Source organism: Ginsengibacter sp., from assembly GCF_057362405.1.
Window position 1 is genome coordinate 1 of record NZ_JBMQQG010000081.1, and the last position, 22,119, is coordinate 22,119.

General features: G+C 38.7%; 21 protein-coding genes. 17 read left to right on the forward strand and 4 right to left on the reverse strand.

Annotation, left to right across the window (positions count from 1 at the left end):
• The 7 genes from ACO1O5_RS07010 to ACO1O5_RS07040 all read left to right on the forward strand — a co-directional run.
• On the forward strand, positions 1-1,654 hold a 1,654-nt coding region (locus ACO1O5_RS07010; protein WP_486269124.1), incomplete at its 5' end, for a family 78 glycoside hydrolase catalytic domain.
• 403 nt (positions 1,655-2,057) lie between these two features.
• Positions 2,058-3,149 (forward strand): fatty acid desaturase family protein, encoded by a 1,092-nt coding sequence (locus tag ACO1O5_RS07015; protein WP_486269125.1) that lies wholly within the window; start codon positions 2,058-2,060, stop codon positions 3,147-3,149.
• A gap of 368 nt (positions 3,150-3,517) precedes the next feature.
• On the forward strand, positions 3,518-3,991 hold the full coding sequence (locus ACO1O5_RS07020; protein ID WP_486269126.1) for a hypothetical protein: 474 nt from the start codon (positions 3,518-3,520) through the stop codon (positions 3,989-3,991).
• 306 nt (positions 3,992-4,297) lie between these two features.
• The gene (locus ACO1O5_RS07025; protein WP_486269127.1) at positions 4,298-4,654 is read left to right on the forward strand and encodes a hypothetical protein; all 357 of its coding nucleotides are present in this window, start codon (positions 4,298-4,300) and stop codon (positions 4,652-4,654) included.
• A 43-nt stretch (positions 4,655-4,697) separates the two neighbouring features.
• Positions 4,698-6,710: a tetratricopeptide repeat-containing sensor histidine kinase gene (locus tag ACO1O5_RS07030; protein ID WP_486269128.1), complete on the forward strand. Its 2,013-nt coding sequence runs from the start codon at positions 4,698-4,700 to the stop codon at positions 6,708-6,710.
• Positions 6,711-6,977: 267 nt separating this feature from the next.
• Positions 6,978-7,508 (forward strand): dihydrofolate reductase family protein, encoded by a 531-nt coding sequence (locus ACO1O5_RS07035; RefSeq protein WP_486269129.1) that lies wholly within the window; start codon positions 6,978-6,980, stop codon positions 7,506-7,508.
• Between the two features lie 130 nt (positions 7,509-7,638).
• The gene (locus tag ACO1O5_RS07040; protein ID WP_486269130.1) at positions 7,639-8,097 is read left to right on the forward strand and encodes a MaoC family dehydratase; all 459 of its coding nucleotides are present in this window, start codon (positions 7,639-7,641) and stop codon (positions 8,095-8,097) included.
• Positions 8,098-8,147: 50 nt separating this feature from the next.
• Here ACO1O5_RS07040 and ACO1O5_RS07045 read toward each other — a convergent pair whose 3' ends face one another.
• Both ACO1O5_RS07045 and ACO1O5_RS07050 read right to left on the reverse strand, forming a co-directional pair.
• Complete coding sequence (locus ACO1O5_RS07045; protein ID WP_486269131.1) at positions 8,148-10,079, reverse strand: adenylate/guanylate cyclase domain-containing protein; 1,932 nt, start codon at positions 10,077-10,079, stop codon at positions 8,148-8,150.
• Between the two features lie 159 nt (positions 10,080-10,238).
• Complete coding sequence (locus ACO1O5_RS07050; protein ID WP_486269132.1) at positions 10,239-10,418, reverse strand: hypothetical protein; 180 nt, start codon at positions 10,416-10,418, stop codon at positions 10,239-10,241.
• 440 nt (positions 10,419-10,858) lie between these two features.
• Between ACO1O5_RS07050 and ACO1O5_RS07055 the strand changes: the two genes are divergently transcribed.
• The 3 genes from ACO1O5_RS07055 to ACO1O5_RS07065 all read left to right on the forward strand — a co-directional run bounded on the left by ACO1O5_RS07055 (position 10,859) and on the right by ACO1O5_RS07065 (position 12,826).
• On the forward strand, positions 10,859-11,287 hold the full coding sequence (locus tag ACO1O5_RS07055) for a c-type cytochrome (protein ID WP_486269133.1): 429 nt from the start codon (positions 10,859-10,861) through the stop codon (positions 11,285-11,287).
• 34 nt (positions 11,288-11,321) lie between these two features.
• Positions 11,322-12,533: a hypothetical protein gene (locus ACO1O5_RS07060; RefSeq protein ID WP_486269134.1), complete on the forward strand. Its 1,212-nt coding sequence runs from the start codon at positions 11,322-11,324 to the stop codon at positions 12,531-12,533.
• A gap of 122 nt (positions 12,534-12,655) precedes the next feature.
• On the forward strand, positions 12,656-12,826 hold the full coding sequence (locus tag ACO1O5_RS07065) for a c-type cytochrome (RefSeq protein ID WP_486269135.1): 171 nt from the start codon (positions 12,656-12,658) through the stop codon (positions 12,824-12,826).
• 166 nt (positions 12,827-12,992) lie between these two features.
• Here ACO1O5_RS07065 and ACO1O5_RS07070 read toward each other — a convergent pair whose 3' ends face one another.
• Positions 12,993-13,367 (reverse strand): cupin domain-containing protein, encoded by a 375-nt coding sequence (locus tag ACO1O5_RS07070; RefSeq protein WP_486269136.1) that lies wholly within the window; start codon positions 13,365-13,367, stop codon positions 12,993-12,995.
• Between the two features lie 226 nt (positions 13,368-13,593).
• Between ACO1O5_RS07070 and ACO1O5_RS07075 the strand changes: the two genes are divergently transcribed.
• The 3 genes from ACO1O5_RS07075 (at position 13,594) to ACO1O5_RS07085 (ending at position 17,217) form a co-directional block, all read left to right on the forward strand.
• Complete coding sequence (locus ACO1O5_RS07075; protein ID WP_486269137.1) at positions 13,594-14,175, forward strand: hypothetical protein; 582 nt, start codon at positions 13,594-13,596, stop codon at positions 14,173-14,175.
• 672 nt (positions 14,176-14,847) lie between these two features.
• Positions 14,848-15,660 carry an energy transducer TonB gene (locus tag ACO1O5_RS07080; RefSeq protein WP_486269138.1) on the forward strand — a complete coding sequence of 271 codons (813 nt, stop codon included), beginning with the start codon at positions 14,848-14,850 and terminating at the stop codon, positions 15,658-15,660.
• Positions 15,661-16,374: 714 nt separating this feature from the next.
• Positions 16,375-17,217, forward strand: coding sequence for a hypothetical protein (locus ACO1O5_RS07085; protein ID WP_486269139.1), 843 nt, complete (start codon positions 16,375-16,377; stop codon positions 17,215-17,217).
• Positions 17,218-17,412: 195 nt separating this feature from the next.
• Here the strand turns inward: ACO1O5_RS07085 and ACO1O5_RS07090 are convergent, their stop codons facing one another.
• A complete protein-coding gene (locus ACO1O5_RS07090; RefSeq protein WP_486269140.1) occupies positions 17,413-18,132 on the reverse strand; it encodes a LolA-like protein in 720 nt (239 codons plus the stop codon).
• 354 nt (positions 18,133-18,486) lie between these two features.
• On the opposite strand from ACO1O5_RS07090, the gene ACO1O5_RS07095 reads away from it, so the two are divergent.
• The 4 genes from ACO1O5_RS07095 to ACO1O5_RS07110 all read left to right on the forward strand — a co-directional run.
• Positions 18,487-19,062 carry a hypothetical protein gene (locus ACO1O5_RS07095; protein ID WP_486269141.1) on the forward strand — a complete coding sequence of 192 codons (576 nt, stop codon included), beginning with the start codon at positions 18,487-18,489 and terminating at the stop codon, positions 19,060-19,062.
• 314 nt (positions 19,063-19,376) lie between these two features.
• Complete coding sequence (locus tag ACO1O5_RS07100; RefSeq protein WP_486269142.1) at positions 19,377-20,153, forward strand: CHAP domain-containing protein; 777 nt, start codon at positions 19,377-19,379, stop codon at positions 20,151-20,153.
• A gap of 478 nt (positions 20,154-20,631) precedes the next feature.
• A complete protein-coding gene (locus ACO1O5_RS07105; RefSeq protein WP_486269143.1) occupies positions 20,632-21,144 on the forward strand; it encodes a TlpA family protein disulfide reductase in 513 nt (170 codons plus the stop codon).
• Positions 21,145-21,400: 256 nt separating this feature from the next.
• A partial coding sequence (locus ACO1O5_RS07110) for a hypothetical protein (RefSeq protein ID WP_486269144.1) occupies positions 21,401-22,119 on the forward strand: 719 nt, incomplete at its 3' end.

Genomic DNA, 22,119 nt, shown 5'->3' on the forward strand with positions numbered 1-22,119 from the left:
ACCAAAAGAAATTAAAGTTTCCAGACCAAATACGAAAGTGTTTGATATGGGGCAGAATTTTGCAGGCTGGGTGCGCATTACAACCAAAGGGGCCAAAAATACCATTTTGAAGATAAGGTTCGCAGAAGATATTTATCCCGATGGAACAATAGATGTAACAAGTAACGAACATGCCAATGCAACCGCTGAATACATCCTTAAAGGAGATGGTGTCGAAACTTATGAAACCCATTTTTCCTTCTTCGGATTTAAATACGTGGAAGTCTCTGCACAGAATGGCCCGTTGAATGTGCTGCGTGTGGAAGGCCGTGCGGTCTATTCCGATAATCAACCTGCAGGCAATTTTGCATGCGATGATGAACTTGTAAACAAAATACACCGGGCAACCGTATGGTCACAAAAGAGCAACATGCTGGGATACCCGATGGATTGCCCCCAACGCGATGAACGCCTTGGCTGGTTTGGCGATGCACAGGTTACTGCCGATGAGGCGATGTATAATTTTAATATGGCCTTGTTTTACAAAAACTGGATTGACGGCATACGCGAAAACCAGGATGAAAAAACGGGCGACATTCCTATCATTTCGCCAAGGCCTTACATCAGGGACACAGGAATTGAATGGAGCAGCACCTACCCTATCCTGTTATGGAAATACTTTGTCAATTATGGCGACAAACGGATTTTAGCTGAAAATTATCCGGCCATGAAACGTTACATGAGTTTTCTCGACGGCCAGGTGAATGATTTGATTTTGCCTTCGGGATGGATTGGCGACTGGGGCAGCATGGTGAAGGGTTGGAAAGAAGGTGATCCTAAATCGGTCCCCACGGCTTATTATTTTTGGAATGCAAATATTATGGCCAAAATGGCCGGAATACTTGGGCAAACTACTGATCAGGAACACTTCAGTAAATTAAGCGATGCTATCCGCGAAAAATATAATACACAGTTCCTTAATGCTGAAACAGCTAATTATGAAGATGGTAGCCAAATGGCAAATGCTTTCCCATTGTTCCTCGGGATTGTTTCTGACAGTCTGAAATCAAGAGTGCTTGATAACATTGTAAAAGATATTGTAGTGAATAACAATAACCATGTAACCACCGGTGTGTTGGGTACTAAATACATGCCTGAAGTGCTGGCGCAAATGGGAAGGGCCGATGTGGCGTGGGGAATTATCAATCAAAAAACTGCACCCAGTTGGAATGACATGATGCGCCGTTACACAACGGTCTGCGAATTCTGGACTTTGAAGCAATCGAAGAATCATGTGATGATGGGAAGCATCGATGCCTGGTTTTATAAATACATCGCAGGTATTCATTTGGACGAAGACAATCCTGCGTTTGCGTCATTCACGGTGAAGCCGCAATTGTTAGATAGTCTCCATTCTGCTAAGGCCCAAATAGAAACACTGAGAGGCATGATCTCTTCCGAATGGAAAAGACAGTCGGGGCAATTCACATTACAAGTGCACGTGCCTTTTAATACATCAGCAACAATTTATATTCCAGGAAAAGAGGGAGGAAAAGTAACTGAAGCTGGCTTACCTGTAAAACAAGTGAATGGGGCGGTCGACCAGGGCTTCGTCGCCGGGTATCATGTGGTGCATGTTCCATCCGGGAATTATGAATTTAAGTCCACACTATGAGATTTTCTTGCAGCCTGCAATCTTCTTCAACATATAGAAATGTTGCTGTTCTGATAACCTGTCATGTTTATTGCAATGACACTTTCCAGTAGATCCTTTTAACCTCTTTGATGTTTTAATTTTTGGACGATGTGTGACCAAAAGAGTAAAAAATTGCCTGCAAGTTTGCAAATGAGATAGCACCTGGAATCTATCGCTTACTTTTTCTTTCTTATACCTGGAAGCATTATTTATGCAACGTTTATTTGTCGCAGGACGCTCTAAAATGCACCGGAATTCCGGCGGGTTTTGAGCGATAATCCAGCGATACAATATTGCCGATTATCAGGCTGCTTTCTGACCAAAATCATTCTCAAAAATTAGTTCATTTAATACTTTAGTGCACAATAAAAAAAGTTGCAGGATGAAAGCAATTAAATTCGTTTCTGATGATACACGTCAAAAGCAATTTGCACTGGCGGTACGAAAAAATGTAAACAATTATTTCAGGCAAAAGGGAATCTCGACGAAGGGTAATTTGCTGATGGTCATTCAAACGATAGTTATGCTATCCATTTACATAATTCCATTTGTTCTTCTATTTATCATTCGGATGAATGCCTGGTTTGCAATGCTGATCGCGATATTAATGGGCACGGGGATGGCTGGCATCGGAATGTGTGTTATGCATGATGCTGCACATGGCTCCTATTCGCATAAAAAATGGGTGAACAAAATGTTGAGTGGAACGATGTATTTATTGGGTAGCAATGTTTTTAATTGGAAAATTCAACACAATTATTTGCACCACTCTTACACTAATATTGAAGGTTTTGATGAGGACATTGCTTCAAAGGGGCCGATCAGGTTATCGCAGTATGCACCCCTTAAGAAAATTCACCAGTATCAATATATACATGCTTTTTTCTTTTACGGGTTAATGACCATCTCAAAATTAATTAATGATTTTACTCAACTGATAGAATATAATAAAGCAGGCATTACCCGTCAATACCAGGTCAATCCTGTTTTCGAGTATATAAAAATGGTAACGGTAAAAATTATATATCTTTTTGTCTTTATCGGCCTTCCAATATTGTTCACGTCATTTCGCTGGTGGCAGATACTGTTAGGGTTCTTTATTATGCACTGGACAGCGGGATGTATTTTGAGTACTGTTTTTCAAATGGCACATGTTGTGGACGGCGCAGAGCAGCTATTGCCAAATGCGGATGGGATCATTGATGAAGGATGGGCGGTTCATGAATTGCGCTCTACCTCGGACTTTGGAAGAAATAATCTTTTTCTTAATTATTATATAGGCGGGTTAAATTTCCAGATCGAACACCATTTATTTCCCAATATCTGCCACATACACTACCGGAAAATCGCTCCCATAGTTGAAAACACGGCGAGGGAATTTAACTTTCGATACAATTTAAAACCAACATTCATGAGTGCACTCCGTTCGCATATCCATAGGTTGAAGGAGTTAGGAAAACTTTTGCAAACATAATTTTTTTGAAATGATATTTTGCAGGACGGGCAAAACAACTAAATGTGGTTGCTTACACAGGTTTTGTCGCATATCCCTGTACGTTAGTGGCGTCGTTACTTAATCCATTTGCCCACGTTCAACCAATATATATTGTTATTCAGCGTTGGGCCTTCATGTCGCCAGCGATATTGAAGGTATGTTATGCCACCGAAATGCCTAAGCTAATTTCTCAACAACTCGGTTAGCCGAAAATTGCACTTTTTGGTTATTTAATTTTTCAACGTGTTGCATTTTCATAATCTTTTAATTACATTAGTATATCCTTCCTGGAAAAGTCTCCCGCTTATTTACCACTCGAAGTTTTTTTAACCTCCAAAAATGGATAAATGAAAATTTCTCGATTAGTAATCATTGCCGGATGTGTCACATCATTGATTTTAATATCATGTTCACAACACGAGTTCAATAAAAAACCAAAAGATTTTAAGCCCGAGCCTGACTCTCACAAAAGTTCCTTCATCATTACTATTTTCGGTGATCACCCGGACGGGAGTTTAGACCTATTAGACGATTCCAGCCATGTTGCAGACACGCTTGCCGTGCATGCCACCGATGATATCACCTGGCAAATTGCTGATCCAAATGTATCCGCAATTTTAAAAATTAAAGAGAAATCGATATTTGCAAGTCATTTTCAAACAAAGCCACACCAGGTTCCAGGTTCGACGGACTGGAAAGCAAAAATTAAGCTCTACCAATCTACCTACAACACAGCAGAATATTTAATACAATGGAAGGATGCAATGGGCAACACGCGAACGTTCGACCCGTTGATACAAATATATCCAAGAAAACCCTGATATAGGTCTCAGGAAATTTCCCAACTAAATAGTGCTTTTGGGTCTTGTAATAAATTTGTACCAGGGATGTTTTGAGATCAGTCAAAACAAAGCGGTTGCATTTTTATAATCTTTCAGTTATTTTCGTATATCCTTCCTTGAAAAATCTTCTGCTTATTTCACCACGCGAAAAGTTTACACATTATTATTAACCTCCAAAACTGAATTATGAAATCTTCACGAATTTTGGCGCTCATCTTTTTCGTATCCTTCTTCTCATTAAGCGCATATTCTCAAGGACAGTATTTAAAAAAAACTTCCGATTCCTTGAAAAACACCAGAACCCCGACGACACACACAATCATACTTAGTTTAAAACCCGATGGATCTCCTGTCTTAACAGATGCTTCAGGACACATAAGGGATACTTTGGACGTTTACTATGACGACGAGATCGTTTGGACAAGTGACCCCGCTATCAAAATTTTGAAAATTAAGGAAAAAGACATCGCCGAACATTTTAAAGATAAGCCGACGGCTACAAATAAATGGCATGGAAAAGTTAAGAATTGGCCTGACAACAAGAGCCATGATGCGCCTTATTCTGTTAGATGGAAGGACGGCAATGGTACACATTGGTGGGATCCCTTGATCAGAATAAATCCGAGCCAACCAATTAATTAATTACTATCACAATATTAATTCGCCAGGTTATTAAAACCCTCTAATGAAGCGAATAAGTCATATTATAATTATTTTATCCGGCTTTTTGCTTTCGGCAATTATTTGCGCTGGACAAGATCCGAAAATTGCAGACAGCCTTTCCAAAATTTATGAAGAAAAGGGAAATGATCTTCCCGATACAGTGCGGTTGGAATTATTAAGGCAGCTCTCTTTTAATGAAACCAATGATCCTAACCTTGCTTTAAAATATAATCATGAGCTGATAGATCTTGCAAGTAAAATAAACAATAACACCTATCTGTACTACGGTTATTTCCAACTGGGAAGTAAGAAAAGATCTTCAGGTGATTATCCCGGTGCACTTAATGATTACCTGGCTGCAAGCAAGCTTGCAAAGAGTCCGATAGGTTCTGCAAATGCGTACATTGGCATGGCTGACATATATAACGACCTTCACAATTATGAAGATGCTAAATTATATTATGATCAGGGCATTAAGATATTGAGAAACCAGGATGATCCAGTTGCATTGGCTTCCGCGATTTTGAATGAAGGAGAAGCTTTTCGACACAACGGGCAAAATGATTCGGCGATGATCTGCGGTAAAGAGGCATATAAAATATTTGACAGACTTAATCATACGGTCGGCAAGGCTTACGCAACGGGCAATATGGGATTGGTTTATGCCAGCGTGGGGCAATTTGGCGTTGCTGAAAAGAACATCAACGAGGCAATTGCAGTTATGGAAGCCAACAATATTTACGATGCTGTTTGCGAATACTTCAATGCGATTTCTGATATTTATCTGCGAAAGGGCGACACAACTAACGCAATAGGATATGCGAAAAAAAGTGTAGAACTGGCTGAAAGATATCAACTCAACAAACAGGCATCTGATGGCAACAAGGTGCTGTCTGAGTTGTATGAAAGGCTCCATGATCCGCTGCATGGGTTGCAGTATTATAAAACATATATAGTGTATAGAGACAGTTTGAATGACGTCTCCAAACAAAAGAGCGTGGATAGCCTTCAAAGAGTGTTCGAGGTATCCCGAAAACAGGCAGAAGTAAACGAGGCAAATCATAAAAAGCGACAGCAAAAGATTTTATTGTTTGCAGCATTGGCGGTGCTGGGGTTTATCATAGGCCTGTTAATTGTACTGATCCGTAACAACCGGCAAAAGCAAAAGGCGTATACGCTTCTCAGTAAGGCAAAGACCGTTACCGAAGAACAGCGTGACCGCGCCAACAAAGCCCTGACAGAACTCAAACAAACCCAGGCGCAATTGATACAATCAGAAAAGATGGCTTCGCTGGGCCAACTTACCGCGGGCATTGCACACGAGATACAAAACCCGCTCAACTTTATAAACAACTTTTCTGACCTGAATAAAGAACTGGTAGAAGATATGCTGTCGGAGAAAGGAAAACCTATATCAGAACGGGATGAGAAGCTGGAGGAAGAAATACTAAAAAATATTAAAGACAATGAAGAAAAAATAAATCTTCACGGACGACGGGCGGATGCCATTGTAAAAGGCATGTTGCAACATTCACGTCCCAGCTCCGGTGAAAAGGAATTAACGGATATTAATGCGCTGGCAGGCGAGTTCTTAAAGCTAAGTTATCACGGGTTACGGGCAAAAGATAAAAGTTTTGATGCTATCATGTTCACGGCCTTTGACGATACGATTGGCAAAATACGGATTGCACCGCAGGAAATAGGAAGGGTGCTGCTTAACCTATATAACAATGCATTTTATGCGGTTACGGAAAAAAAGAATCTCCACATTGAAGGCTATGAGCCAACTGTTTCAGTGAGTACAAAAAAACTGGATAAGATTATTGAAATAAAAATAAGAGATAATGGCACCGGCATACCGAAAGAAAAACTGGATAAGATTTTTCAGCCGTTTTTTACTACAAAGCCCAGCGGGGAAGGTACAGGCCTGGGCTTGTCGCTGAGTTATGACATAATAAAAGTTCATGACGGAGAAATTGCTGTACAATCGAAGGAAGGTGATTATACTGAGTTTATTATTTCGTTGCCAATCTAAGCGAGCGCTGCCTTTTCGCCCGGTTAATTCCAAGTTTGTTTGATGTTTGATTTATCGCATAGCCTTGTACGTGAGCCAGGCAATCCGGACATGTGAAAAGTGGTGGTTGGTTTCATAAACTTTGCCAGTTCTTAATTTGGAGATACTTTAGAATGATGGGGCTTACCCTATGGCATAGTAATCCAAAATCGGCAACAATAGCATTTCTTTTCTATTTTCGGGGAACGAATTATTTTGAAACAAGAAGACTCATATTAATACTGTGACATGAAATCATGTGTATATATAGGTACAAGCCTGGATGGTTTTATTGCGAGAAATGATGGAAATATCGATTGGCTCACACAATTCGCAAATAAAGATGTTTTTGATGCCTATGAAAAATTCATTGGGAAGATTGACGCGATCGTTATTGGAAGGGGCACTTTTGAAAAGGTGCTTACATTTCCTTCCTGGCCTTATAAAAAGAAGGTATTTGTGTTAAGTACGAGCATTAAGCAAATACCCGAATCGCTCAGAAAAAAAGTAACGCTTCTTTCTATGCAGCCAAAGGAGGTGTTGCAGCATCTTTCAAATTTGGGTTTAACTGGAATATACGTTGATGGAGGAAAAGTGATCCAGGAATTTTTGAAAGAAGACCTCGTCGATGAGCTGATAATTTCAAAAGCTCCTGTATTAATTGGCAGCGGTATTCCATTGTTTGGCTATTTGGATCACGATCTTTCTTTCAGGCATATACGAACAGAAACATTTTCCAACGGACTTGTAAGAAGCTATTATGAAAGAGATAGAACGTAATCACAGTTATCGGAGATAGTAACACCAATTCTATATATACTAACGGTTACTAAAAAAGCATTAGGTGTGCATTGATGCCGCCACAAATTGAATCATACAAAAAACAAATCATTCCATTAACTTAGCAGCTATGGTAGTCATAAAAACTCACGCGGAATTTGAATCATATTTGGGCAAAGAGATCGGTGTGTCGAACTGGCATCAAATAACCCAGCAACAAATCAACCAGTTTGCAGATGCTACGCTCGACCATCAGTGGATACATATTGATACAGAAAGAGCTAAAAAAGAAAGTCCTTTTAAAACTACGATAGCACACGGCTATCTCACACTTTCCCTTATTCCTTATTTCTGGAAACAGGTTGCCGATGTACAGAATCTTAAGATGGAAGTGAACTATGGAATAGAACAACTCAAGTTTGGGCAGCCGGTGCTTGTAAACAGCGAAGTACGATGCAGGGTTTCGTTGAAATCAATTATTAATCTTAGAGGTATCACCAAAGCCACACTCTTTATTCAACTTGAAATAAAAAACCAGCAAAAGCCAGCATTTACCGGCGATACCTTATTTCTCTACCATTTTATCTAATGAGTTTACTGATCTGTACCTGGCGCAATTTGTACCATAGTTATAAAAAGCTAAGCGTATTCAACAAGGCCCAACTTCTCTTTTAATATTTTATATCTCGGGTCATCAGAAATTCCTTTAAACAAAGGGTGATCAATGATAATAGCAACAGGCCCGATCCTTTTTTCAACACATTGAAATAAATGATTAAAAGTGTTGTCTTTTTCTCCCAATGCCCACCAGGCCATAGCTAAGTCTATATCCAATACAACGCCAGGTTCTTCAACCTGCCGTTGTTCAATCTTACGAATACATTCTAATGCTTTTTCGCTTTCTCCTAATTTGGCAAGTGCGCAGGCTAATGGAGCCAGGCCTTTTAACGGATGCTTAATTATGCGATGGATTTCTTCAAATATATCTAATGCCTTCTTCCAATCGCCTTTTGCGCCGAGGCACCAGCCTTTTAACTCTGCTGCTGCCCGCATGTGCGGATGAATTTCTAACAACCATTCAGCTTGTATTAACGCATCGTCGGGCCTTCCCGCATTGAGGTAAGTTTCTGCAAGCAATTGGATAACTCTCGGAGATAAAGGATCTACCTGTAACGCTTTTTCCATAATATCAATAGCCTCTTTCTTTTGCCCCGTGATGGTATAATAAAAAGAAAGCATTTGATGGGCGTCGGTTGCTGCAGGATTTAACTCAAGCGCTTTTAACAATGAATCGTAAGCCGGCTTCCATTTCCAGTCGTAAAGTAAGTAGGCAGAACCCTTAGCTACATAACCAGTTGCCAGCGAACTATCCAGTTGTAATGCTTTATCACTGTAGGTATGCACCAGCCGAAAAGCCTCCTTTGGTTGTATTTGCCCTGTTGCTCCAAGAAAAGCGTAATCAATTGCCGCCATTGCGTAAGCGTTGGCATACTTGGGTTCAAGTGTTATTGCTTGGTCAAAACATTCGATAGCTTTTTTAGTGTATTTGGGGGTGATCATGTTATGAAAGTGCAAACCTTTCAAAAAAAGCGTATACGCGTCAAGGTTATGAGTAGGTGCTTTTACGAGTGTTTCCTCCTGATCTTTCGTTGTCAAATTCTCGCGACATTTATTTGCTATTATGCTGCTGATTTCATCCTGCACTTCAAATATATCGGTAAGGTTGCGGTCATAATTTTCACTCCAGATATGATAGCCGTCCGCTGCATTTATTAATTGCACTGTAATGCGTACATGGCTTCCGGCTTTACGCACACTGCCTTCCAATACTCTGTCTACGTTTAGTTGGGTGCCAATTTCACGTATATCAGCATTCCTGCCCTTAAATGCAAAGGCCGACGTTCTTGATGTTACCTGCAGGCCATCTACCTTGGTAAGGGCATTTAATAATTCTTCTGTTATGCCGTCGCTGAAATATTCATTTTCGGGATCGGCACTCATGTTTACAAAGGGAAGTACAGCGAGTCGATTGGCAGGCTGTTTGGTTTTGCCTTTAAGTTCGCTGCGGTTTGGAACAACAAGGCCATTTTTTTCTATTGCAAATATGCGGACAGGCTTTATTACATTCTTAAGTTCGAAGTAACCCATCTCCCGGGCCGTAAGGTTTTCCTGGTTTTTAATTTCATCATACACCTTTTCTGAAATAAAAATTGAACCCGGAACTGCAAGGGATTCAATCCTTGATGCAAGATTAACGCCATCTCCATAAATAGTATCCTCTTCCATTGAGATATCGCCGGTATGGATACCTATTCGCAAATCTACCTTGGGTTCCTGTTGCAGCAATTGCTGAATCTGCACCGAACAATTAACACCATCTACAGCACTGTTAAAAATACTCAGAGCTCCATCGCCATAGTATTGGAGAATTTTTCCATTAAAACCAGCAACAGAAGTTTCCAAAACTTCCTTTAGCCTTCCACGCTTTTGCCTGGCCAATTGTTCGTTCTGCTGCATAAGAGCAGTATAACCAGTCATGTCGGAAAACATTATTGCAGCAAGTTGACGCATACGTAAAAATAGTGAAGATAAAGTTGCTCCCTCATGATTTTACACTTACTGTTAATTGATGGAATTTTGCTTGTACTGAAATATTATCCCTGTGAAATGAGATGAGATTTGATATTGCAATTATTGCCGCTTACTTACCTATTTTATGGATAATATTTTTTATCTCCTGTTGTTTATAAACCTGCGATTGTATTGTTCAAAAATATGAACATGCTTGTCGACTATTATTCTGTTGAAGAAAAGAAAGCCCTTCGTACCAGGCCGCCTGCTGCATAAATAAATGTTGCCGGTAGCAACAACTTTTTCAAAATCATTCCTGGCTTCGATTGATTTTTTCAAAGAAAGAAAACAGTTTCTCCGATAAAATACTGTCCACACATTGTTTGAATTTATTTCAATTAAAATATGACAATAATTGATGCTGTTATCATTCCTGTCTATTTCTCCACCGAAATAGATATTTTATTCGATAAAATCCTAATGCCGCCAGGGTGCCTGTACTTTCGGGGCTTTCAAATGGTTGGTGCATTGTAACAGCCGGTCTCCAATTTTAACCAGGCGTATGGAAGATTCGTAAAAAGATTGTGTTTCGAATAACCTGTTACGTTAGTAATCGTTATTAAATTCTAAAAAAAGACAATCATGTGACACTATGCAGGCCAAAATATCTATAATCATTCAGTCGCATGATTATAATCATAATAAACCCGCTCATTTCATCGCTACATTCGTTTCATAACATTTATCCATTTCATTAACCTCATAAAAAATTAATTTCTATGAACGTCATCAAAAATCCTTCGTCGAATTTTTTTAAGGCAACTGCAATTCTTGTAGGATTATTGTTTTGCAGTTATTTTACCCAGGCCCAGTCGAATCCGTGGCCGGTGCCTAAAGACGGCGAAAATTTAAGAAACCCTGAACCACGCGATGCCGCCTCCATAAAAAACGGCAAAACAATCTACATTGCTTACTGTGCACCTTGCCATGGCAATAAGGGAAAAGGAGACGGACCAGCTTCGGCGTCGCTAAATCCTAAACCCGCAGACCATACTTCTGCCGCGGTGCAGGCAGAGTCTGACGGCACATTATATTATAAAATTTCAGAAGGACATGGGCACACAGCCATGCCGCCATTTAAATCAGTATTAAGTGTCGACCAAAGATGGGCGGTAATAAATTATATCCGGACACTTAGCAAGAAATAAATAAGCCAATTTAATCACCTTTCATCTTAAAATTATGAACCATTTTAAAAAATTTATTCAGCAACTAAAACTTATGTGCGTTTTTCTTTTGCTTTCAATTGTTACAAAAGCCCAGGAACCCACTACTGTTGTTGACTCTTCATTGCTCGATAGGATTAATACCATTGAGCAGGAAGCCTCTTATATTAAGCCTGAAGATTCCCATTTAATGATTGTAGGGCTACTCACTTTTGGCTATGTAAGTAATAAAACTACTGTTACTTATAATGGCGCAAGTGATGTTTCGAAAACCAGTAACCTCGGTGATGCCGACCACTTTGAATTTAGTCCGATGCTTCTTTGGAGGCATGGCAAAAAATTCCTCCTTGAATTTGAACCATCTTTTAGTGCCGACGGAGTGGGCGTTAACTGGGCAGCCGTATCTTATTATGCTACACCAGGGCTGATACTGCGTGGCGGCTATCTTGTTCTGCCTTTTGGTACTTACAATAAACGACTTGCGGCTGGATGGATAAATAAACTAGCCTCCGATCCCGAGGGAATTCCTGAGTCCACAGATTTTGCGGTAGAGGCCGAAGGAGGATTCCAGGCAGGGACGATGAAATGGAGTTACGATGTTGCAATTTCTAACGGAATGCAACTTCAACCTGATGGCACCACTCAATTCGTTGGAATTACTGATAACAATAAAAATAAAACCTTTACCGGGAGAATAGGATGGTTGCCATTTGCTAATTCCTCTCTTGAATTAGGCGCCTCGTATATGACAGGAAAAGTTGGTGATGCAGGAAACACCACAGCTAATTTATATGCACTCGACCTAAACCTTGTAGAAAATTTGAGCCCGTTTCAGATTAACGTAAAGGGCCAATATAGCGAAGCAAAGCTAGACAATGCAGATTATATTAACCCGGTAAACTCCAGCACATATACATTTAAAAATCACACTAAAACAGGCTATATCATGGCTGCAATACGGCCTATGTATTCTAAAAACAACATAGTAAAAAACTTTGAAGTCGCCGCCAGGTATGGTAACTATACAACGCCGGCCAATTCGCTTTGGGGAACCAAAGATAATTCACTGGCATTAAGTCTTAATTACTGGCTCAATTGGCGCACCGTGGTAAGGTATTCTTATGAAGGCATAAAAGGAACCAACACCGTAAGCACCGATTTAGGTGGTAATAAAGGTGAAGTCACGAAATCCAATTCCATGTACGTGCAATTTTGCATTGAACTCTAATAATACTACAGACAATGAAAATCTTAAAAAATAAGAAGCTCACTATTTTAAGTTTGTTGGTCCTGATGATTGGATCAATTATACTAGTTCTGGATAGTTGCACCGCCAGCCAAAAGATATCAATGAAATCTGGTGCACAGTTATGGAGCGAGAATTGTCAGCGATGCCATAACACGCCATCACCTTCTACCTTCTCGCATGAACAATGGGAAACAATAGGCATGCATATGCAAAGCAGGGCTTTATTAACTGACGTGGAGAAAAACAAGATAGTGGAGTTTTTAAAGCAATAGTTTTTATTGGTTATTGTGCAGCTTTTGTTTACTAAAAAAATACTTTGATATAAAGACTGTTCAGCGCCGTTGTGCTTTTAACCTCGGCGCTGCCATTGTCTTTCATAAATTCACAAACGGAGTATTCGTTAGTTCCAGGATTGTCGCTGTTTCAAAAGTTTTCCTTCTATATCCAACTTAATTCTTTCACCGTCATTTCGCTCTCAACATTTCCTGTGTGTTGTGTTGCTTTTGGTTCAAACAACAGGTTAAAAACGATTTCGCCGTTAGTATGCGGCCGGTGTTCTATGCCTCTTGGTACAATCAAAATTTCTCCTTCTTTAATTTCAATAGTTCTTCCATCTCTGAAATCCATTAACAGCGTCCCTTTGAATACCATAAAAAGTTCGTCTTCATTTTCATGGCTATGCCACACGAAGTCGTCTTTAAGTTTACAAAGTTTTACATATTGACCGTTGAGTTCACCAATAATATGCGGTGTCCATTGTTTTTCGAACAATGAAAATTTATTCATAATATTTATAGCCTGTATTGTTTCCATTCCTTTCTTTTAGATGGGGAAAATATTATTTGCAAATTTGAATCTTAATAATAATGCCATTGAATTTTTGAATAAGCAAAAGTAATATACCTGTCTCTTTATATCAATTGTTGCCGGGTTAGGAAAAAAAATGCTTTCTACAACAGCCCCCATTTACTTATCCCATCCCAAAAACACGTTTGTTTTATAGCTTCAATTAGTTAGTTTTAACCCTGACAAAATAATCATGCAAAAACTTTTATTCTTAAACCTGGTAATCATTCTTTGCAGTGCAAACACCCGTGGCACTATTTTAAAAAAGACGTTTTTTCCTCAACGCGATACGACTGGTTGGATCAATAGCTTTCGGAAATTCAGACATGCGGTCTATACAAATGACAGGGCCACAGTGAAGCAGTTTATCGACTTTCCGATAATGAACGACAATAATGAAATCTGGTATTTGGCATATAATTATAACGATAAATTGATCAGTAAACTTCCAACCAATATTAAACCATTTACTGAAAAGGATTTTGATAAATATTACAGCAGAATTTTTACAAAGCGATTCATTAATACTATTTTAAAAATAAAATCAAACCAATTATACAATACAGGAGAGGCCCAAAGTATTCGATTCAAAGACAGATCCGAAACCTACAAAATGTATGTTACGTTTGATAAAGAAGATAAAACCCTTACGCTTAATCTTGCCTCAGAAACGGCGATAAAAACAGAAGACGGCGGAGAGTTTAATGTTATTTATCAGTTCGACGTTATAAATAACCATGAAATAAAATTCAGGCAGGTACGGCTGGCAGGATAGAATTATTTTTTTCAAAATCAGCCGATCCAGATCAATGGCCAGGATGCCTATGAATTTGTAGAACTGGAAGACGACCCGCAACAATAACAATTGTATTAACCAGCAAGCTGTTAATCATTTTTACACGTGAAGGCCCAAATGGTAGCCTCCAAAATTACAAACTTCTTAAGATTAAGCGCTGAAGCAAACTTGACTTCTTGAGTCGTTTATTTTTTTAAATCTGGAAAACACAAGCAGATTTTGCGGCAATCAAAATAAATGTGATTGCAAGAATTACTTTGGAGATTATTATTTCTAAGCGCAACTTTATTTAACCTAATTATCTTAAACTATTAATTGAAAAAATAAACTAACGCAACTATTGTTATAATAATAACTGCTAATACCAGCATTACACTAAATACATCTTTTAGACTTTTCATTGGATGGGCATTTTAATTGGTTTACGTAATTCATTTCTTTTTAAGTAAACTATGTGTTGGGCGTTTAAGCCTGCCTGCTGAAAACGAGATAGCAAAAGCTACTCAAAGGTTGGGTCTATTGACTATTCCACTTTGTCTTTTCACGAAGACTGATAGAATTTCTCGTGATTTTGCAACGTCCATGAAGCAATAATTTTTAAAAAAGATTATGGAATAACGGCATCAATGTATCTAATAAAAAAACACTAACATGGACGCCAATAATATTTTAACTGCAAATTTTTTAGACATTGTATTTGAAGGAAAGAACAAAGCTTATGGCGCTTACGAGTTGCGAAAGACTTATAATAAAAGAGTTTCTGCTTCTCTTGTTATTACTTTGTCCGTAATTGCCTTTTTATTAATTGGTTCTGCAATAGGCAACAATTCGTCTCCCAATGATGTGTTCCAGGTGCGAGAGACAAGTGTAATTATGGTTCAGCCGCCACCTACGATACCGCCACCGCCACTACTAAGGCCAGCATTACCTCCGCCACCAGTTGCTACCATTGCCTACGTAAAGCCCTTAATAGTCAAAGATAATTCAGTTGTTAAACCACCGCCCGATATTCAACAAGTCATCGATGCTAAAATCGATTTTAAGACAATGAAAGGACTAAAAGATGATGGTAGCATTATAGCTCCGCCGATAGATGTGACAGGATCACAGGTAGTAGCGCAAATGGTTAAAAAACAAAATGAAGACTCCGTGTTTATTGGAATAGAGATTGATGCTACATTTCCCGGAGGCCTTGTGGCATGGACAAAATACGTAAGCAAAGCTGTGCAGGGCAACATCGATGAATTTTCAGAATCCGATTATGGCACTTGTATGGTGAGATTTATTGTAGATAAAACAGGCAAGGTAAGTCATGTGGAAGCTACAACTATGAAGAATACCAAGCTCGCTGAAATTGCAATCAATGCGGTCAGGAAGGGCCCTGACTGGATTCCGGCGCAACAAAACGGCAGGTATGTGAATGCTTATCGCTCTCAGCCCGTTACTTTTACTAATCCCAATTGATATTTTTCTTATGTCCCCACGCTCGGTTAAATTACTAACACACAGGGGTAAACGAAAAAATTTTACATCATTGGATAACCATCAACTATCGAACAAACAATTGTATGGGTCCCTATATGCAAAGCTACTTGAAATACGATTCTGGAATTGTTTTCCACATGTTATGTGCCAGGCGGCCATTTAGCAATTCGTAAATTAAGTAGATCGGCCAAAAAATATAATGAATAATAACCAGCAAAATAGAATGGTTGTAATACCAGCTTATCATAATTGCATATAACCCGAGAATTAGATAGAGAATGCTCGTATTCCTGGTTTTCATGTTAATTTATTTGTGTGTTTGGTTGATTAAAGGTATCAATTTTATTTTGCCGCACATGAAATTATTGGGCCGCGTTGTATCTCCATTCTTATTTATTGCAGTATCCTCCAAAACGAGGGCCCAGTATTTCTACCCGGATAATCATAAAATTGTCAAAAATAAAATTTGTTCCGAAAAGACGGCTGTCAGACGGCAGCTATCTAAACCCGGTACTTTGACTTTATGCTTATTCATATTATCTTCAGTACGCGATTTCACCTATTGAATGCGGCCATCATGAAAACTTCAGAAGAGCTACCCCACAATCACAAAAGCTACCACAGATATCTCGAAATCAAAATGGAGTTTGCCGAAAATCCAATCAAAGAGTAGGCAGAAAATTTAAATTCATCATGGCAAAGAAAACAATTACAGTAGCCCCGGTGAAAGGTGCTACCGACAGTGGGTTCATTCGAATTGCCCCACTACATCATCCCAAGACTAAAGTGAATTTGGCAGAGTTAGGGCAAAACGCCGACGATGCGGAGTTATTTGGAACAGAACTTCCCAAAGCACCTTCACCTCCAAAATTAAAATACTATCACGGTCCCCTCATTAGTAAGGTTAAAGTGTACACAATTTTTTGGGGTAAAAACTGGAAGTCGTCGGCGGCCTTTATTAAACTTGAGAAAAATATCAATCAATTTTTCAAAGATATTTTGGTAAGTACTCTTATTGACCAACTAGCCGAATATAATACGCCGGTTTATAAAATAACGCATGGGTCACTTATTGGCAGTAAGGTGATTACCGCGAATGCCCCGGGAAGTAGTATAACTGACGCATCTATACAAACGCAATTAAAATCATGGATCGCAGCTCATACTATTCCTGCATGGGACAAAAACACTTTGTATTTTATTTATTTGGATAAAGGTGTAAGCGTCCACATGGGTGGCGGTGCATCATGCACTGCGTTTTGCGGCTATCACAACCACATTTCGAAAAAAGACTATTATGCTGTCATGCCATTTCCAGGTTGTGCCGGTTGTCTGGGCGGCCTTAGTGTTTTGAACGCCCTTACCGGTACGAGTTCACATGAATTGTGTGAGGCAATTACAGATGCAGTTCCAGGTACTGGCTGGTATGACAGCGCGAATGGAGAAATAGGCGATATCTGTGCCTGGACCTTTAAAACCATAGCCGGGCACAATGTTCAAAAAGAATGGTCAAATAGCATGAATGCCTGTATATGATATAATGTGCCCGGATAAAGAAGCCAATCCTTTTCACCAGGTTACTTTAAATAGACCTTATCAAAAGCGATAGCCAATATTGGGAATCTATTCGTTGGCTAACAGGTAAGGCTAAACGAAAAATGATATTGTTGATTGTTCCTTATTGCGGTTGATGTATAACTAACTCCCGTGATGAGGAACAATGAATGCCCTTTATTTAGGCATCATAAATATCTTCGGGTCTATTTCATTATTTATTTCTACTTTGGTGTATGTAATGGTTACATCATAACCATTGTTGGTAACACCAAGTGTAGTTGGAACAACGTAACCCACATCAGTTTTTTTGTAGGCTGAATATTTGGTAGTGCTGGCTACCTCCTGTCCGCCTAAGGTGACTTTTGAATCCGTTTTGAGGGTGTAATAAGTTGTGGGATCAAACAGGTAAATAATTTCTATCCCCGGCTGGCTCAGTTTAACTTTGTAAGCGCTCACGCCTTCGTAGGTTTCGCGATCCAGCAACGTGTCTGAAAATCCTTTCTCTTTAAAATTAACCAGTTCATTTCCTATGTCCAAAGACGATTTTCCTTTTTTTACGAGCTCCGGAGGTAGGGCAACAGCTTCGGTCTGGCCGGCGAATGGGTTAATAGTCCAACCGCTCGTATCGGTGAAACATTGTATAATATCAGAGCCATTAACATTAGTGACTGATTTGAATCCCTTACCAGCAAGTATGGTAGTATTCGTAGGATAGTCGGCACCCATGGCGTTGGCAGTACCTTCATAATAAACTGATTTCACTTTGGCCAACACGTCTTTTCCTCCAATTGCATCAATATGATTGCTGATGATTTCGTCAGCTGTTTGAGCAAGCAAGGAGGAGGTAGTAAGACACGCGATACTTACAAACAGCACAGAACGGAATAACTTCATAGAAAAAAGTTTAATTATTTTAGGTTGCCAAAGATAGGTTTCCGGTTCGAAGAAAAGTCACTGGCCGGCGAATTTATTTTGCGGGAAATCGCTACCTGAATGTGTTGCGTTTTTTAAGTTTGTTTACCCATTAATTGGACTTTATATTCGGACAAAGTTTGGGCAGGATATAACTTTCCCGGTGTGGATTTCTCCACCCCGAATTACTAAAAATTTTGTTATTATCAGTTTATAAACTGCTATTAATAACCAACTACAGTCGCTATTCATTAGTTTTGGCATTTCAATGTGTTAGCCTACAATTTAATATAGTATAATAGTTATAAATTTTTCATCCCATTAGCCAATTAGTTTATGCGAAAACTCTTCTTAGTAATTTTGATTATACCTTTTATTTTTTTAAGCAGTTGCGAAAGTACTAACCAGTTGTCAACTAACGGTGACCTATACGTGCCTTTTACAAAGGACTTATTAGATCGGATAAACAGCAATAATCTTGATATAAAAAAAGTTCAGTTTTTTATTGACCAAAGATTAATCTTGAGAAGAACACTTGGTAGTCAAAAATCAAATATAAAAGGCGGCCGAATATTATTTGAAAACGGCTTATATGTTCACGAAGTAATTATACCTAAATATACTCCTGGAATTTGCGACGGTTTTGACGGAGATCGAATATCAATCAGCTTTGAAGTACAGAATAATGATATCAAGTTTGGACCGCATGGTAATAACCAGGAATCATTTACATTATCTGCAAGAAACTGGAATAACGGAACCGGTGAAATAACATATGATAACGCCACATATACCGTTAAATGTGCTGCTTGTCCCAATGTTGCTGTAACAACTCTGCTTGTAAAGAAAAGTGAAGCGCATAAATTGAAAAAGACGCAACGAATAGTTCAGGGAAGAAGGGTTGATAATTAAGAAACGATCTATTTATAACCGACAGATTTTCTTTCTTAAGTAACAATTGTCGACAGTTTTCTGTATATCTCCTTAATCTTTAAATTGAAACCAGATTTATCAATTTTTCAAGTTATGGTGAATAGAAAATCATTTGGTGAATGTTTTACAATTCAAAAACTATTTGTTAGATTGGATGTCTGATTAAGTTCCTCATTGAAGGTCGCCTGAAAAAATTACTGCTTTTTGTTCGATGCTAACTTACGTTTAATCCTAAAGTGTTTAGATCAATCGATTCTGTCGATAAACTTTTAACTATTAAACTCAATTAAGTTATGAATTATCCAAATCGGGTTATTAAAAAGGGAGATACAGATGCAACTGTTGTAAATGCAATCCAAAATCAACTTAATACTTCAAACTGCGGGCCGTTAACGGTAAATGGTGTGTATGACGATAATACCGTTAGTGCAGTAAAATTATTTCAAACAAGGCATACGGATGCTGCAGGAACGCCGCTAAAAGCAGACGGTCAGATTGGACCTATAACATGGGCAGTGCTGTTTGGTACTCAAAGTGTACCTTCAGATAATAACGCACCATCTGCCTTGCTGGGTAAAGTTTTAGAAGTGGCTGCTTCGCAAATCGGGGTTGTAGAAGTTCCACCCAACAGCAACCGTGGGCCCAAAGTAGATGAATATCTCAGAACAGTCGGCCTGAATCCCGAAGGACAACATTATAGCTGGTGTGCAGCCTTTGTCTATTGGTGTTTTCAACAGGCATCGGACCAACTCGGTATAAAAAATCCTGTAGTAAAAACAGCAGGTTGCCTTAATCATTGGAATAGTGCAACGTGTCCGAAGGTTACAAAGCAAGCCGCTTTGAAAGATCCTTCACTGATTAAACCCGGGTTTATTTTTATTATTGACCATGGCGGTGGTAACGGGCATACCGGTTTAGTGGAAAGCTCCGCTGGTGGCATACTTACAACTATTGAAGGAAATACAAATACGCAGTTAAGTTCTAACGGTTATGGTGTTTTTCGTTTAACCAGGAGAAAAGTAGTTGATATCACTAAAGGATTTTTAGATTATAGTGGGGCTACAGTTTAACAGAATTCTAAATTGGCATTTTATCCCCGTCTGATTAACTTAAAAACTTCAAAGAGACTTTATTCCAATTATCAAATATTGCTTATTTGATCTAATCGCCTGTTTATCCATTTGCAATTCATTTTAATTGAATTCATCATATTATTTTGCGATAAAATAAACGCGTTCTCTTTGTAGTTGCTTCCACATTAATTGTACTATTTGTGAAAAATGCCTGGTGATAATCGCAAAAGAAGTTTCCGTTCTGTATTGAAAATTTCCGTTGATTATAAAAATGCACAATTTCGTGCCGGTTTCATTACGAATAGACGAGACTGTTAGCTAACAGACTGAATTAGCAAAAATTTACCAGCATTAATTAAACTATTATTATTGAACAGCACATAAGGAAAACTATTTAAGAAAAGTTTGTGTTATTGGTTTCGTTGGATAACCCATCAGGTTGTAATTTTTTTATTAGTTTTATAAAAACTTTTTAATGAGAAAACTTTTATTTTTATCCAGCTATTTTTTCTTTGCATCTGCAATATTTTCCCAGGCAAGTGCCCAAAACGACAGTGTTCCTGCTTACATCAGAATAGGAACTATACCAGAGTTTACAACTTATAAGGCACCGGACAGCACTTTATTTACAAAAAAGAATTTGCAAAAAGGTAAACCCATTCTTTTGATGATCTTTAGTCCTGATTGCGGTCATTGCCAGAATGTGACTACTGAGATATTAAAGAATATTGATCATTTTCATAAAGTGCAGATATTGATGTTTACCTGGCTGCCTTACACCGAAATGATATCATTTTATAAAACATACAAAATTGCCGACTATCCGCAAATAAATTTGGCCTGGGATCCAAAGTTTTTTTTCCTTCCGCACTATCATGTACAATCCTACCCAAAACTTGTTTTGTATGACAAAAAAGGAAAATACCTAAAAGAATTCCAGGGTAATATAAAAATTGAGGACGTTTGGAAAGCCCTGGGTAAGAAATAAAACCCTGTATCGGGACTGCGTTTAACCTTTGATGTTATATTGTTGAATTGGCAATTTTGTACTCCGACACTTCTTACAGGCGTTGCGTAGTAATTTGTCAAAAACTCCAATTAAAGCTAAGAAAGCCAGGCTTTATGTTTCATTTAGGCCGTGGTCACTTTGTTAATTAATTTCAAATTTGCATTTCATTATAATCTTCTCTGGCTATTACAGAGTCAATTTACATATCTGTTTCACTCTTTTCAAACCTCATTCTATGAGATATTTATCACTGTTTATCTGGAGTTGCAGCTTTGCTCTGATGGGGTTTTCGCAGAGTCCGCAAACAGTTACTTTAACTTTTGAATCGTCCGGTAACAACTCCCGTAAAAACTACGAAGCCGTAATTGATAACGTGAGTTATTTTTCTGAAAACAATTCTACGAGGGATAGTCAACAAAGGTCTGATGTACGCCAAAATACGATCTGGCTGGATAACTTCCTGCCCGGCAAACACAGCATCAAGGTCTATGGCATTAAAGTTGGTTCGAACGAAGAGAGAGCTGGTAATTCACCAATATATTCTTCAACTTTTACGGTTAAGGAAGGATTGGATACGAAGATTGCTATAAAAAGCAACGGCCATGTACAAGTGAATGAGAAATTAAGCAGTAGCGTTAGAAAGTCCGGTGGCGGCAATAAAATTAATGGAGCTGTTAATGCGGCAGATAAAAGTATTAGTTCGGTTGATGATAATACTTCGGGCATCAAAAGTAGACCGACCGATAATGATGATTTTGAGAAAACCTATAAACAAAAGACATTCACGCCTGCAAGTATTGAAGAAGATGATTCCAGTATTTCCAGAACAGGCAGTTTCGATGGACATGGAAGACGTAGCAGTAAACGGCTCGATACCGCTAGCGTCTATAATAATGAGAAAGATCAAAACACCATAAATTCCGGCAAGAATTCACAAGGTAAATTGAAGAGTGA